Here is a 14,722-nt window from a genome sequence, read left to right as displayed (position 1 = left end):
GGTTACCTCAGCCTCAGCGCGTTGAGCGACACGGTGATCGAGGAGGAGGACATCGCCAGCGCCGCCATCAGAGGCGTGGCAAGCCCGGCCACCGCCAGCGGTACCGCGATGATGTTATAGATGGTAGCGATCCGGAAGTTCTCGCGGATGCGGCGGGTGGCCTTGAGCGCCACCTCGCAGGCCTCGGCGATCGGGGTCAGGTCCTGGCCCAACAGCACGATGTCCGAGGCGACCCGGGCCGCATCGAGCGCCGAGGCGGGCGAGATCGAGACATGCGCGGCGGTGAGCGCGGCGGTGTCGTTCAGCCCGTCGCCCACCATCAGCACCTTCTTGCCCTCTTCGGCAAGTTGGGCGATGCGGGCCGACTTGTCCTGCGGCAGCGCCTCTGCCACCCAGCGCGAGATGCCGAGCCGTTGCGCCAGCGCCTCCACCGCCAGGGTGGTGTCGCCGGAGATCAGCAGAACCTCCTTGCCCGCCGCCTGCAGCGCCGCCACCGCCTCGGCCACGCCGGGACGCAGCGCGTCGGAAAAGAGGAACGGCCGCGCCTCGCCCTGCCCCACCGAAAGCCAGGCGGCGGTCTGGGCGCCCTGCGGCGCACCAACCCAGGCGGCGCGGCCCAGACGAACCAGACGGCCCTGCCACTGACCTTGAGTGCCATAACCCGGCACTTCGGTCAGCTCGGTCAGCTCGGCCGGGACGATCCCGGCAGCCCGGGCCGCCCGGGACAGCGCCACCGACAGCGGATGAGAAGAAGCCTCGGCCAGGGCCAGCGCGACGGCAAGATCGGCGCTGGTGTGGTCCTGCAGGTTGGTCAACTCCGGCGTGCCCGCGGTCAGCGTGCCGGTCTTGTCGAAGACCACGGTATCGACCCCCGCCAGACGTTCGAGCGCGGTGGCGTCCTTGATCAGCATGCCCTTGCGGAACAGCCGCCCAGAGGCCGCCGTGGTGACCGCCGGCACCGCAAGCCCCAGCGCGCAGGGGCAGGTGATGATCAGCACGGCGGCGGCGATGTTCAGCGCCGTGCGCACGTCCCAGGAATAGAGATACCAGCCGAGGAAGCTGAGCGCCGCGAGGATATGCACCCCCGGCGCATAGAGCTTGGCGGCGCTGTCGGCCAGCGAGGTATAGCGCGAGCGACCCGATTCCGCGATCGCCACCAGATCGGCCATCCGGTGCAGCGAGGTATCCTTGCCGACCGCGGTGGCGCGAATGGTCAGCGGACCGGTCAGGTTGACCTCTCCGGCGCTGACGACAAGCCCCGGCTCGGCGAAGACCGGCAGGGTCTCCCCGGTCAGCAGCGAACGGTCGAGTTCCGAGCAACCCTTGGTGATCTCGCCATCGACCGGCATCCGGCCGCCGGGGCGTACCAGGATCAGATCGCCGATCCTCAGCTCGGCGACGGCCACCTCTTCGCTGCCCGCCTCGGTCACCCGCAGGGCCCGGGGCACCTCCAGCGCCGAAAGCTCCTCGGCCGCCGACCGGGCGACGGCGCGGGTGCGGTAATCGAGATAGCGGCCCGCCAGCAGGAAGAAGGTCAGCGTCAGGGCCGCGTCGAAATAGGCGTGCTCGCCGGACAGCGAGGTTTCCCAGATCGAGGTGACCAGCGCCAGGACGATGGCCAGCACGATCGGCACATCCATGTTCAGCCGGCCAACCCGCAGCGCGTTCCAGGCGTTCATGAAGAAGGGTTTCGCGGCGAAGGCGATCGCCGGCAGGGTGATCGCGGCCGAGATCCAGTGGAACATGTCGCGTGTCGCATCGGTCGCCCCGGACCAGACCGAGACCGAAAGCAGCATCACGTTCATCGAGGCGAAGCCCGCCACCGCCAGCCGCATCAGCAGATCGCGGCCCGCGCGATCGCTTTGGGTCGCCTGCAGGGCGCCGGGATCGAGTTCATGCGCCTCGTATCCGACACCTTCCAGCACCGGGATCAGATCAGCCGCGCGCAGTTGCGGGTCGGCCTCGACCAGCGCGCGTTTCAGGGTCAGGTTGACCCGGGCGGAATGCACCCCGGGCAGCGCGTTCAACGCATGTTCGACCGTGGTGATGCAGACCTGACAATGAACGCCGGGCAGCGACAGCGCGATACGGGCGTCTTTCGGCGCCTCTTCCACCGGCTGCACCGGGGTGGCGAGACAGCCGGGACAGGCCGCGGCCGAGGGCGGGCGAAGCTCTGCCGTCATCGGGTCACCACCGGGTTCGGACGGAGCGACATGCCTGCTGCCCGCCGCCCCGTGACGGTGGTCCGGCGGGGGCAGCCCCCCACATCAGAGAAACGCGACCCGCACATCCTATTCGTTCACATGAAAGACCAAACGCTGGGTGAATTCAGTGCCATCCTGGGCCAGCGCCTTCAGCCGCAGATCCCATTTGCCGGGGCGCAGTTCCGCCGGCGCGACATAGGCCTGACCGTCGAATTCGAAGGCCGGGACGAAATCGTCCTGCCGCTCGGTGGCGCGGCCGATCGTGGCCTCCATCCCCGCGACCCGGACCGGGGCGCCGGCGGCGTCGCGGATGGCCATGATCACCAACCCGCCGGTATGGCGCAGATCGACCCTCCACCCCAAGGCCTCCTGCGCGGCGCGGCGGGTGTTGAACTCCTGACTGGCGACATAGGAGTTCTTGACCTCGAGCCCCGGAAAGGTGCGTACGGCGTTATAGGCCAGCGCGATATTCACCCCGATGATCACCGTGAAGGCGCCGACGAAGATCATCAGCACATGACGGCCAGTGAGTTCACGCTCTGCCACGACCTATTTCCCCCTGCCATTGAAGGTGCTGTCCTTATGCGCCCGCTCGCCACTTGCCACATCCTCGACCCAGAAGCGCAGGGGCGTCGCCTCGACCGCCGCGGGGCCGGTCTCCTTCGGCGCGGTCACATAGACCCGCTGCAGATAGGCCGTATCCGCGGGCACCTGGACTTCGTTGCCATCGACACCCTCGAGTTGGATCTTCATCAGCGGATCGCCCACCACCGTCAGTTTGAAATTTCGCGGTTCGCCATGCTTGTTGCGCAGCCGCATGTCATAGGTATTGCGAATGGTGCCGTCGGACAGGGTCACAAAGGTCGGATTGCGCACCGGGGCGACCGTGAGGTCGATGTCGGGCCGGATGAACAGCGCGAACATCAGGCCGAAGCCCACCAGCGACCAGAGCGCGGTATAGAGAATGGTGCGCGGCCGCAGAATGTGTTTCCAGACGCTGCGCGGCGGCTGGCCGGACCGTTCGTTCGCCTCGTCGCTGAGCGCCATATAGTCGATCAGCCCGCGCGGCTTGCCGAGCTTGGCCATGACGTCGTCACAGGCATCAATGCAGAGCGCGCAGGTGATGCAGGCCAATTGCTGACCATCGCGAATGTCGATCCCCATCGGGCAGACGTTGACGCAGGCGTTGCAGTCGATGCAATCCCCCAGTTCTTCCGCCCCCTCGGCCTTGCGGTGCTTGCCGCGCGGCTCGCCCCGCCATTCCCGATAGCCGACCACCAGGGTGTCTTCGTCCATCATCGCCGCCTGGATGCGCGGCCAGGGACAGGCATAGATGCAAATCTGTTCGCGCGCGAACCCGCCGAAGAAGAAGGTGGTGAAGGTCAGCACCAGCAGGGTCGAATAGGCCACCGGATGCGCCTGGCCGGTGACCAGATCATGCAGCAGCGTCGGCGCATCGGCGAAATAGAACACCCAGGCGCCACCGGTGGCGAGGCCGATCAGGAGCCAGATGACCCATTTGGTCAGCCGCAGCCGAACCTTGTGGAAATCGAGCTTTTTCTGCCGATGCAGCCGCAACCGCGCGTTGCGGTCGCCTTCGACCCAGCGCTCGACCAGGATGAAAAGGTCGGTCCAGACCGTCTGCGGGCAGGCATAGCCGCACCAGACCCGGCCCAGAGCGGAGGTGAACAGGAACAGCCCAAGCCCCGCCATGATCAGCAGGCCCGCCACGAAATAGAACTCGTGCGGCCAGATCTCGATCCAGAAGAAATAGAACCGCCGGTTCGCCAGATCGAGCAGCACCGCCTGATCCGGCAGCGCCGGACCACGATCCCAGCGGATCCAGGGGGTGATGTAGTAGATGCCCAGCATCAGGGCCAAAAGCACCCATTTCAGGCTGCGGAACTTACCTGAAACGCGACGGGGAAAGATCGGCTCCCTGGCGGAGTAGAGGCTGGGGGCAGGATTGGTTTCGGTCACGAACTCACTCCGGGGTCTGGCTCTGGGTTTCACGCCTTGTCTCATCGCGGACAGGCGTTCACATTGATTTGGGTCAATCATAGCATTGGGCAGACATCTTTGCCCATGATCGAGTTCCCGGGGATCCGCCCCCCGGGCGCGGCACTTTGCCCCGATCGCGGCGCCCGGGGGCAAGTTCTCAAGACCGGCTCAGCCCGGGCTGCCTGCGCGTGCCTCGCGCCTGAGCCAGGCGATGAAGGCGCGGGCGGCCGGGCGCAGGCTGCCGGGGCGGGTGACGATGTGATACTGGCTCTCCTGTCGGGTGGCGAAAAGCTCGACCAGCCGCCCGGCCGCCAGGTCGGCCTCGACGAAAAGGCGCACGATCAGCAACAGCCCCTGCCCCGAGCGCGCGCTTTCCAGCGTCAGGTTGCCCGGCAGCTGCGTGCTCCGCCCCATGCCGATCGCGCCCCCCTGGGCAGCCAGCCAGGCGCTCGCCTCGTTGGTGCCAAGCTCCTCGATCCAGGGCAGGTCGGCCAGATCGGCCGGGGTCGCCACCCTGCGTCCCTGCACAAGCTGCGGCGCCGCCACGATCACCAGTGGCGCCGGCAGCAAGGGTTCGCTCTCCACCCCGGGCCAGCCACCTACGCCATGGCGCAGCGCCAGGTCGATGCCGCCGGGGCCGAGCTCGATCAGATCGGGGGTGGGATCGACCCTCAGGCTGATCCCGGGATGCGCGCGGGAAAACCCCGCCAGCCGCGGCAGCAGCCAATAGCCCGCCAGGCTGGGCGTGACCGAGACATGCAGCGGCCTGTCGGCGGCCCGCCCCGTCAGTTCCTGCACCGCGGCCGAGATGGCGCCGAACCCCAGCGCCAGCGCATCGGCAAGCTGCCGGCCCTCGGCCGTCAGCACCAGCGCCCGGCCGGCACGATCCACCAGCGCCAGGCCCAGATGCGCCTCGAGCGCGCGGAGCTGCTGGCTGATCGCGGCATGGCTGACGTTCAGCATCGCCCCCGCCTGCGCGAGATTGCCGGTTTCGGCAAAGGCGGCAAAGGCCCTGAGGGCGGCGAGCGGCGGCATGGAGAGCCAGTTCATATGAAACTCAGGCTTACATGTTGGATAGGGAAATGAATGGCATGGAATCCCCAGAGACGCAAGAATAGCTGCATGATCCGCACGCAGGGAAGGATGCAGCCATGCTTGGAATTCTCGCAAGAACTTTCATTATCGCCACCCGGAACGGGGGTGAGACCGACACGCCACGCACCGGACGCGCTCGGCCCCCCTCGCCCCGGCGCCAACGCTGGTTGCCCGAGGGGCACTGGTGGCTCCAGCGCCGGGACTGCCCGAATCTACGGCGCCGCTGAACGGCAAAGGGCCCGCCCACGGCACAGGCTGTGGACGGGCCCTCGAAACTTGAGTAACACATGTATCAAATCGGCGCCGGCTTTTCAGGAAACGCGCGAACAGATCGAAAAGCCGGCGCCGCCCCTCCGAGCCACGAGTGGCCCGCAGGTATTCTTTCAGCAGATCATTCGCCGCCGCCCAACTGGTGGACATAGATCGCGGCAGCGCGGACCTGATCCTCGCTCAGCCGCAGGCCCCAGGCCGGCATCACGCCGCCGCGGCTGTTGGTGACAGTCTGCTTGATGGTGTCGTAATCCCCACCATAGAGCCAGATCGCATCGGTCAGGTTCGGTGCGCCCTGGGTCCGGTCGCCAGTGGCCTCGGCGGTGTGGCAGGAAACGCAATTCTCCTCGAATACCACCTTGCCCGCCGCGACCAAGGACGCGTCCTTCGGCGTCTCGGACAGCGACATGACATAGTTCACCACCTGGTCGATCTGCTCGCCGGTCAGCAGTTCGTCACGACCGAAGGCAGGCATCTGCGAAAAGCGCGCATCCGGGTCATCCTCGTTCCGCACCCCATGGGTAACGGTGTAATGGATGGTCTCGATGTCGCCGCCCCAGAGCCAGTCGTCGTCCAGCAGGTTGGGATAGCCCTTGGCGCCGGCGGCGCCGGAGCCATGGCACTGGGCGCACCAGGTCTTGAAGACGGCGGCCCCGGCGGACACCGCATAGCTGTTCAACTCCGGATCATTGGCGATCTGGGTCAGGTCGGCCGCCACCAGCCGCGCATTGATCGCGGCATTGGCCTCGTTGGCCGCCTCGATCTCGCGGGCGACATCGCCACGCGTGGACCAGCCCAGCAGACCAGCCGAGGCGCTCTTGATCCCCGGCCAGGCCGGATAGGCGATGGAATAGCCGATCGCCCAGATGATACAGGCATAAAATGTCCACAGCCACCAGCGCGGCATCGGGTTGTCGAATTCCTCGATCCCGTCCCAGTTATGGCCGGTGGTTTGCGGGTCGCCCTTTTGATGTTGGGGTGCCTTGCTCATGTCCGCGCCTCCTTATCCGTCGCGGGTTTATCCTCGTGCCGGAAGGGAATTTCTGCCGTATCGCGATAGGTCTTGCTGCTGCCCGGGCGGAACACCCAGAGGATCACCCCGACGAAGAAGGCGAAGAGCGACAGCAACATCCAACTGTCCGCGAACTGCCTTAGAAGCGTGTAAAGTTCCATCTTGACACTCCTCAGCGGCTATCGTCGGGCGTGAAGGTCGAAAAATCGACCAGCGTGCCCAACATCTGCAGGTAGGCGATGAGCGCATCCATTTCCGATACACCGGGCTGGCCATCGAAGTTGCGCACGTTAACGCTGGCTTCGCCATAGCGCGCGACCAGCCCGTCATAATCGCTGTCCGGATCGGCCTGCGCCAGGAAATCGGCCTGGGCGTTCGCCAGGTCGTCCTCGGTATAGGGCACGCCGACGAAAGCGTGGGTCTTCATCACGTCTTCGATGTATTCGCCCTCAATCATCTTGTGCTTGAGGAAGCCGTATTTCGGCATCACCGATTCCGGCACCACCGATTGCGGGTTGGTCAGGTGGTCGACGTGCCATTCATCAGAATAGCGCCCGCCCACACGGGCCAGGTCCGGCCCGGTCCGTTTCGACCCCCATTGGAACGGGTGGTCGTACATCGACTCCGCCGCAAGGCTGTAATGGCCATAGCGTTCGACCTCGTCCCGCATGGGACGGATCATCTGGCTGTGGCAGACATAACAGCCCTCGCGGACGTAGATCTCGCGCCCCGCCAGCTCCAGCGGAGTGTAGGGGCGCATGCCATCCACCTTCTCGATGGTGTTCTGCAGCCAGAACAGCGGCGCGATCTCGACGATGCCGCCGATGGTCACGACCAAGAAGCTGAACACCAGCAGCAGGGTCGCGTTGGTTTCAAGGATCTTGTGCTTTGCAAGAATGGACATTGTTCCCTCCTCCCTTATTCGGCGGGAACCGTGACCGCGAGGCTGGCCTCTTTGGCCGGCGCCCTGCGGACAGTCATGAACAGGTTATAGACCATGATGAGCGCACCGGTCAGGTACATCACCCCACCCAGAGCCCGCACCACGTACATCGGGAACTTGGCCGCGACGGTATCGGCGAAGGAGTTCACCAGGAAGCCGTTGGCATCCACTTCGCGCCACATCAGGCCTTCCATGATCCCGGTCACCCACATCGAGGCGGCGTAGAGCACGATGCCAATGGTGGCGAGCCAGAAGTGCCAGGACACCATTTGCAGCGAATAGAGCCGCTCGCGCTTCCACAGCACCGGCACCAGGAAGTAGAGCGCGCCGAAGGTGATCATGCCATTCCAGCCCAGAGCGCCGGAATGGACGTGACCGATGGTCCAGTCGGTGTAGTGCGACAGCGAGTTCACCGCGCGGATCGACATCATCGGCCCCTCGAAGGTGGACATGCCATAGAAGCCGACCGAGATCACCATCATCCGGATCACCGGATCGGTGCGCAGCTTGTCCCAGGCGCCCGACAGCGTCATCAGACCGTTGATCATGCCACCCCAGGAGGGCATCCACAGCATGATCGAGAACACCATCCCCAGCGTCGAGGCCCAGTCGGGCAGCGCGGTGTAATGCAGGTGGTGCGGACCGGCCCAGATATACAGGAAGATCAGTGCCCAGAAGTGGATGATCGACAGCTTATAGCTGAACACCGGGCGTTCGGCCTGCTTCGGGATGAAATAGTACATCATCCCCAGGAAGCCCGCGGTCAGGAAGAAGCCCACCGCGTTGTGACCATACCACCATTGCGTCATGGCATCCTGCACGCCCGACATCACCTGAACCGAACGCGACCCCCAGATCGAGATCGGGATCGAGATGTTGTTGACCACGTGCAACATGGCCACGGTGACGATGAAGGACAGATAGAACCAGTTGGCGACGTAGATATGCGGCTCTTTGCGCTTGATGATCGTGCCGAGGAAGACCGCCAGATAGGCAACCCAGACGATCGTCAGCCACAGGTCGACGTGCCATTCCGGCTCGGCATATTCCTTGGACTGGGTGGAGCCCAGCAGATAGCCGGTCGCGGCCAGAACGATGAAAAGCTGATAGCCCCAGAACACGAACCAGGCGAGGTTGCCGCCCCAAAGCCGCGCCGCAGAGGTCCGCTGGACGACATAGAAGGAGGTGGCGATCAGCGCGTTGCCGCCAAAGGCGAAGATCACGGCCGACGTGTGCAGCGGCCGCAGCCGCCCGAAGTTGCCATGCCCCTGAAGCCATTCGAAATTCAGATGCGGAAAGGCGAGCTGAAAGGCGATGAACGTGCCCGCCAGGAACCCGACAACGCCCCAGACGCAGGTCGCGATCACGCCGGCGCGTACGACGCTGTCGAAATATTCGGTTTTCGGCGCGGCAACCACCGGCTCGCCGGTGCTCCGCAATGTGTAGAGAAACAGGCCGCCAGCCACAAGCATCACGATGATGGCGTGGACCATATAGGCCATGTCTCGCGCGTAGTTTGCCGCCATTGCTGCGAACAATGTGATCAAACCAAGCGCAATAAGCTTGATTGTATTAGACATTCCTCGTCCCTTTGCCTAGTCCCACGCGATTCTGCCGCCGCGTCAGACGGGTTCAGACTTAAGCCTACCTGCAAGAGGTCAAGCTTGCACGCATTGATCTGCATCAAGACACCCTTGCCATTTTCGTGGCAGGCATCGAAACTAAGTTCCGGAGGCTTCCAGGTTGCTCATTCTGGAAGGGCCGAATGCAAAGAGGTTACAATGGCTTATAAATCCCTGCTGACCGTTCTGACCGACCCCAAGGTGTCAGACGCCACCATGGCGCAGCTTGTCGCGCTGGCGGAGGCACAGGATGCCCACGCCGAGGCGCTCTGCCTGGGCGTAGACCGCACCCAGACCGGTTACTACTATGCCGGCGCCAACGCGATGATCCTTCAGGAGACCCTGGAGCGCGCCAGCGCAGAGGCGGAAGCGACACTCGCCTACGCCAAAGAGAAACTTGGGCTTTCCGATGTCCGCTGGTCGGTCGAGGACGGTGTCGCGCAGATCGCCGATCTTGGCCGGCACGTCGCCTATCGCGCACGGTTCTCGGACCTGGTGGTGTTGCCTTTGCCCTATGGTGAAGACCGTGGCGCCGAGGCCGAGCCGATCGTCGAAGCCGCGCTGTTCGAAGGCCGCGCGCCGGTTCTGGTGGTGCCTGACAAGAATGTCGCCAAGGGCAGCTTCCCCAACGTTCTGGTCGCCTGGAACGAAAGCGTCGAGGCGATGGCGGCGATCCGCAAGGCGATGCCCTTCCTGATGGCCGCCGAACAGGTGCGCATCGTGGTGATCGACCCGCCGCAGCACGGGCCGGAACGGTCCGATCCGGGCGGCCTGCTGTCGCAAATGCTGTCGCGCCACGGGGTGAACTGCGAGATCGACGTGCTGAGCAAGACGATGCCGCGGATCTCGGACATCCTGAACCGCCACGCCACCGATACCAGCGCCGATCTGATCGTGATGGGCGCCTATGGCCATTCCCGTTTCCGCGAGGCGATCCTCGGCGGCGCAACCCGCAACATGCTGGAACAGGCAAAGGTGCCGATCTTCATGGCGCATTGAGCGTCGTGACAAGATGACCTCAGACCGCCCCGCCGTCGCCCAGACGGCGGGGCGTTTTTGTCTTGCCATGTGACACAGATATGGCCGCCCGCATTCAGGGCGAACCCGCATTCGGGGCGGGTGAGATCGACGGCCTTCGACGCCGCGCAGGCGGCGCGGACCTCCGGGCAGGGAGCATCTGAAATATGGGGAACGCGGAAGGAGCCGCGGCTCAGGCCATCAGGCCGCCGTCGCTGTCGTCGCCGGCCTCTTCCATCAGCCGGCCCATGTCCGGCACGATGACATGCCGCTTGCCTTCGAGCTGGATCACCCCGTCCTTCTTCAGCGCCGACATCTGGCGACTCACGGTTTCGAGCGTGAGGCCGAGATAATCCGCCATCGCCTCCCGCGTCAGCGGCAGGTCGAAGACCACCAGACCCGAAGGCCCGTTCGGCGTCAGAGAAGCGTCGCGGCGGGCGATGATCGACAGCAGCGAGGCGATCTTTTCCCGCGCGGTCTTGCGGCCCAACACCAGCATCCATTCGCGGGCGGCGTCAAGCTCGTCGAGCGTCATCTCCAGCAGACGGTGGGCGATATGAGGGGTGCGCGCCATCAGCTCTTCAAAGGGCTTCTTGCGGAAACAGCACATCACCACATCGGTGGTCGCGGTGACGTCATAGGCCGAGCCGTCGCGCCCCGGGCGTCCGACGAAATCCGACGGCAGCAACAGCCCCACCATCTGGGTGCGCCCGTCCTCCATCGTCTGGGTCAGCGACGCGATGCCCGCGATCACCGAGCCCACGAACCCCATCTTGTCGCCGGACCAGATGATGGTCTGCCCCGCCTCGAAGCTGCGATAGAACTTGATGCTCTCCAGTTCTTCGAGTTCGGGGATTTCACAATGCGCGCAGACCGCCCGATGGCGGATCGGGCATTCCGAACAATTGCCGGCAAATGCGTGGGTCTGAACGGACATCAGGGCCTCAGTTGATCTGCGTCAAGGCACGGAGCCTCAGGTCTATATTAGCTTAGTCGCATGTTCGTAAAACCTCAATTGGCCAAGCTGGGATTATTTGACGCGCGGGTTCCGCGCTACACCAGCTATCCCACCGCACCGCATTTCAGCGCTGCGGTCGGTCCTGATACCTATGCCAACTGGATCGGCGCCATCCCCGAAGGTGGCGCGATCTCGCTCTATGTCCATGTGCCCTTCTGCCGGCGGCTGTGCTGGTTCTGCGCCTGTCGCACCCAGGGCACCCAGACCGATGCACCGGTCGCCGCCTATGTGGAAACGCTGAAGGCCGAACTGGCGCTGCTGGCCGACCGGTTGCCGGCGGGGGTGACTCTGTCGCGGCTGCATTGGGGCGGCGGCACGCCGACACTGCTGAGCCCGGCGCTGATGACCGAGCTGACGCAGGCGATCTTCGCCGTTGCCCCGCTCGGCCCGGATGCCGAGTTCTCGGTCGAGATCGACCCGAACGAGATCGACGAAGCGCGGCTCGACGCGCTGGCGGCGGCAGGGATGAGCCGTGCGTCGATCGGAGTGCAGGACTTCGACGCCGAGATTCAGAAGACCATCGGCCGCATCCAGGGTTATGACGTGACCCGCCGCGCGGTGGAGATGATCCGCGCCCGCGGCATTCACAGCCTGAACGCCGATATCCTGTTCGGCCTGCCGCATCAGAGCAAGGCGCGGATGACCGAGAGCGTGCAGAAGCTGTTGTCACTGAACCCGGACCGGGTGGCGCTCTATGGCTATGCCCATGTGCCATGGATGGCCAAGCGGCAGCAACTGATCCCCTCCGACGCGCTGCCCACGCCCGAGGCGCGGCTCGATCTGTTCGACACCGCGCGGCGGCTGTTCCTCTGGGACGGCTATGCCGAGATCGGGATCGACCATTTCGCCCGCCCCGAGGACGGGCTGACCAAAGCGCTGCGCAGCGGTACGCTCCGTCGCAACTTCCAGGGCTATACCGACGATCAGGCCGAGGTTCTGATCGGCGTCGGCGCCTCCTCGATCTCGCGCTTCCCGCAGGGCTATGCGCAGAACGCGCCGGCGACCTCGGCCTATACCGCGGCAATCCGCGACGGGCGATTCTCGACCAACCGGGGCCATATCTTCCAGGGCGAGGATCTGATGCGGGGCCGGATGATCGAGATGCTGATGTGCGATCACCGCATCGACGCCGCCGAAATCCGCGCCGACTTCGGCATTTCGGATACCGCGCTGCAGGCGATGTTCGCCGGTGTCACCCGCGCCTTTCCGGGCATGCTGGACATCGGCCCCGACGCGCTGGCGATCCGGCACGAAGCGCATCCGCTGACCCGGATGATCGCCCGCGCCTTCGACGCCTATGACCTGAGCAAGGCCGGCCACAGCTCGGCGATCTGACCGGTCGCCTGCCCTGTGGGGGCGATCAGCGCCGCAGCCGGTCGATGACGCGTCCGTCGATGGCGATCAGCCCCAGGGTAATCAGCGCCAAGCCGGCGTAATGGCGCGGCGCCAGTGCCTCGCCCAGAAACAGGCTGCCCAGAAGGATGGCGCTAGCCGGGATCAGCAGGGTCACCAGCGCGGTGTTCACCGCCCCGGCAGAGGCCAGCAGTCGGAAGAAGATTACATAGGCAATCGCGGTCGAGACCACGGCCAGCGCCACCACCGCCGCGACGACGCGGAGGCTGGGGACCGGCAGCGCCCAGGGCCGGTCGACCAGGACGATCACCGGCAGCATCATCAGCGTCGTCGCCACCAGCTGCCCAAGGGCCACCTGGGTCGGCGACAGGGCCATCGCCTTGAACCGGCGGCCATAGACCCCGGCGACCCCATAGGACAGCGCCGCCGCCAGGCAGGCGAGCATCCCCAGCGTGGCAATCCCGCCCCCGGTCAGCACATTCCCCCCCATCAGCACCGCCACCCCCAGAAAGCCGAACAGGATTCCGACCGCCTTGTTCACGGCCATGCGTTCGTCGGCCAGCAGGAAATGCGCCACCACGATCGAGAAGATCGGCGTCGTCGCGTTCAAGATCGCGGCCAGGCCGCTGGGGATCGTGGTCTGGGCCCAGAACAGCAGGCTGAAGGGCAAGAGATTGTTCAAAAGCCCCATGACCAGGAAGGCCGGCAGGGCGCTGCGGGTCACCGGCCAGCTCTCTCGGCGCAGCCGCAGGATCATCATCAGCGTCAGCGAGGCGAGACCGGTGCGCAGGGCCACGACAGTCAGTGGCGGCAGTTCGCGCACCGCGACGGCGGCAAAGAAGAAAGAGCCGCCCCACAGGAGCGACAGCAGAAACAGAAGCGCCCAGTCCTGAGCCGTCATACGCATTGCACCCTCCGGAACGCTTGCCTTCGCCGGCAGACCTAACACCGCGGCCGTCGCCGTGCTGGCCATTTTCGGACCTCATCCTCTGCACAGCCTCGCCCGCCGCGGGCCGCTGCGCTAGATTATCTACATGTTAGATTTCGACACCTGCAATGATGCGCGACTGCGGCGCGACCCGGCCTTTGACGGCAAGTTCTTCACCGCCGTCCGGACCACGATGATCTATTGCCGGCCAGTCTGTCCGGTGCGGCAACCGCTGACCCGGAACGTCAGCTATTTCCCGACCGCGGCGGCGGCCGAGCGCGCCGGCTATCGCCCCTGTCTGCGCTGCCGGCCCGAGACCGCCCCGTTCTGCGCCGCCTGGAACGGCACCCGGACCACCGTCGAACGCGCCCTGCGGCTGATCGAGGCGGGCGCGCTGGATGGCGACGGCACCGTCAATCTGCTGGCCGAGCGTCTGGGCATCGGGGCACGGCATTTGTCGCGGCTGTTTGCCGAACATGTCGGCGCCTCGCCGCTGCAGACCGCGCAGACCCTGCGCATCGGTCGGGCCAAGCGGCTGCTCGACAGCACCGCCCTGCCGATCACCGAGATCGCCTTCAGGGCCGGCTTCGGCAGCGTCCGGCAGTTCAACACCGCCTTTTCCAAGCTTTATGGCCGACCGCCCTCCTCGATCCGCAGGCGGGCGCCGCAATGACGCTCTGCTATTCCTATATCGACAGCCCGGTCGGCCGTCTGCTGGTCGCGGGCGATGCCTCAGCCTTGCATTTCCTCAGCTTTCCAACCGGGCATAAATCCTTTGGCCCGCAACCGGGCTGGTCGCCCTCGGATGCCCCCTTCGCAGAGGTTCGCCGCCAGATCGACGCCTATTTCGCCGGCCGGCTGCAAAGCTTTTCGCTGCCCCTGCATCTGTCCGGCAGCGCCTTTCAGGTCAGCGTCTGGCGCTATCTGGCCGGCATCCCCTTCGGCGAGACCCGCAGCTATGGCCAGATCGCGGCGACGCTGGGCCGGCCACGCGCCAGCCGGGCCGTGGGCGCCGCGAACGGCAGCAACCCGCTGCCGATCATCCTGCCCTGCCACCGGGTTCTGGGGGCGACCGGGGCGCTGACCGGCTTTGGCGGCGGCCTTGCCACCAAGGCCTATCTGCTGCGCCACGAGGGGGTCTTGCCCGCCGAGGACCAGAGCTTGCCGGGACTGGCCTGAGGCCTAGGTTCTGAACCCATAAAGGGGATTCCCTGAGGGGCTGGTGCGTGCTTCCCTTCCGTTATCGGAGGTGAGCATGG

The 14,722-nt window shown here is 65.4% G+C and carries 14 protein-coding genes; 4 read left to right on the top strand and 10 right to left on the bottom strand.

What is annotated here, in order from left to right; genetic code table 11:
• Positions 1-2: 2 nt before the first annotated feature.
• The 8 genes from ACN0V4_RS16735 to ccoN all read right to left on the bottom strand — a co-directional run bounded on the left by ACN0V4_RS16735 (position 3) and on the right by ccoN (position 9,105).
• Positions 3-2,183: a heavy metal translocating P-type ATPase gene (locus tag ACN0V4_RS16735; RefSeq protein ID WP_417678179.1), complete on the bottom strand. Its 2,181-nt coding sequence runs from the start codon at positions 2,181-2,183 to the stop codon at positions 3-5.
• 108 nt (positions 2,184-2,291) lie between these two features.
• Positions 2,292-2,750 (bottom strand): FixH family protein, encoded by a 459-nt coding sequence (locus tag ACN0V4_RS16730; protein ID WP_417678177.1) that lies wholly within the window; start codon positions 2,748-2,750, stop codon positions 2,292-2,294.
• A gap of 3 nt (positions 2,751-2,753) precedes the next feature.
• Positions 2,754-4,229: a cytochrome c oxidase accessory protein CcoG gene (ccoG, locus tag ACN0V4_RS16725; RefSeq protein ID WP_417678175.1), complete on the bottom strand. Its 1,476-nt coding sequence runs from the start codon at positions 4,227-4,229 to the stop codon at positions 2,754-2,756.
• A gap of 144 nt (positions 4,230-4,373) precedes the next feature.
• Positions 4,374-5,255 carry a LysR family transcriptional regulator gene (locus tag ACN0V4_RS16720; protein ID WP_417678173.1) on the bottom strand — a complete coding sequence of 294 codons (882 nt, stop codon included), beginning with the start codon at positions 5,253-5,255 and terminating at the stop codon, positions 4,374-4,376.
• 436 nt (positions 5,256-5,691) lie between these two features.
• Positions 5,692-6,561 (bottom strand): cytochrome-c oxidase, cbb3-type subunit III, encoded by an 870-nt coding sequence (gene ccoP, locus ACN0V4_RS16715; RefSeq protein ID WP_417678171.1) that lies wholly within the window; start codon positions 6,559-6,561, stop codon positions 5,692-5,694.
• The gene (locus tag ACN0V4_RS16710; RefSeq protein ID WP_417678169.1) at positions 6,558-6,743 is read right to left on the bottom strand and encodes a cbb3-type cytochrome c oxidase subunit 3; all 186 of its coding nucleotides are present in this window, start codon (positions 6,741-6,743) and stop codon (positions 6,558-6,560) included. Before ACN0V4_RS16710 ends, ccoP begins: the two co-directional genes overlap by 4 nt.
• An 11-nt stretch (positions 6,744-6,754) precedes the next feature.
• A complete protein-coding gene (ccoO, locus tag ACN0V4_RS16705) occupies positions 6,755-7,486 on the bottom strand; it encodes a cytochrome-c oxidase, cbb3-type subunit II (protein WP_417678167.1) in 732 nt (243 codons plus the stop codon).
• Between the two features lie 14 nt (positions 7,487-7,500).
• Positions 7,501-9,105 carry a cytochrome-c oxidase, cbb3-type subunit I gene (gene ccoN, locus ACN0V4_RS16700; protein WP_417678165.1) on the bottom strand — a complete coding sequence of 535 codons (1,605 nt, stop codon included), beginning with the start codon at positions 9,103-9,105 and terminating at the stop codon, positions 7,501-7,503.
• A 201-nt stretch (positions 9,106-9,306) separates the two neighbouring features.
• On the opposite strand from ccoN, the gene ACN0V4_RS16695 reads away from it, so the two are divergent.
• The gene (locus ACN0V4_RS16695; protein WP_417678163.1) at positions 9,307-10,146 is read left to right on the top strand and encodes a universal stress protein; all 840 of its coding nucleotides are present in this window, start codon (positions 9,307-9,309) and stop codon (positions 10,144-10,146) included.
• 211 nt (positions 10,147-10,357) lie between these two features.
• Here the strand turns inward: ACN0V4_RS16695 and fnrL are convergent, their stop codons facing one another.
• On the bottom strand, positions 10,358-11,101 hold the full coding sequence (fnrL, locus tag ACN0V4_RS16690) for a transcriptional regulator FnrL (RefSeq protein ID WP_417678161.1): 744 nt from the start codon (positions 11,099-11,101) through the stop codon (positions 10,358-10,360).
• Positions 11,102-11,161: 60 nt separating this feature from the next.
• Here fnrL and hemN point away from each other — a divergent pair, with 60 nt between their 5' ends.
• On the top strand, positions 11,162-12,517 hold the full coding sequence (gene hemN, locus ACN0V4_RS16685) for an oxygen-independent coproporphyrinogen III oxidase (protein WP_417678159.1): 1,356 nt from the start codon (positions 11,162-11,164) through the stop codon (positions 12,515-12,517).
• A gap of 25 nt (positions 12,518-12,542) precedes the next feature.
• Here hemN and ACN0V4_RS16680 read toward each other — a convergent pair whose 3' ends face one another.
• The gene (locus ACN0V4_RS16680; RefSeq protein WP_417678157.1) at positions 12,543-13,442 is read right to left on the bottom strand and encodes a DMT family transporter; all 900 of its coding nucleotides are present in this window, start codon (positions 13,440-13,442) and stop codon (positions 12,543-12,545) included.
• 127 nt (positions 13,443-13,569) lie between these two features.
• On the opposite strand from ACN0V4_RS16680, the gene ACN0V4_RS16675 reads away from it, so the two are divergent.
• Both ACN0V4_RS16675 and ACN0V4_RS16670 read left to right on the top strand, forming a co-directional pair.
• Complete coding sequence (locus ACN0V4_RS16675) at positions 13,570-14,136, top strand: bifunctional transcriptional activator/DNA repair enzyme AdaA (protein WP_417678155.1); 567 nt, start codon at positions 13,570-13,572, stop codon at positions 14,134-14,136.
• Positions 14,133-14,642: a methylated-DNA--[protein]-cysteine S-methyltransferase gene (locus tag ACN0V4_RS16670; protein WP_417678153.1), complete on the top strand. Its 510-nt coding sequence runs from the start codon at positions 14,133-14,135 to the stop codon at positions 14,640-14,642. The genes ACN0V4_RS16675 and ACN0V4_RS16670 overlap by 4 nt, the downstream gene beginning before the upstream one ends.
• Positions 14,643-14,722: the final 80 nt, after the last annotated feature.

It is taken from the genome of Pseudodonghicola sp., assembly GCF_048268305.1.
GTDB lineage: Bacteria > Pseudomonadota > Alphaproteobacteria > Rhodobacterales > Rhodobacteraceae > Pseudodonghicola.
This window is presented reverse-complemented; position numbering and strand designations above follow the sequence as displayed.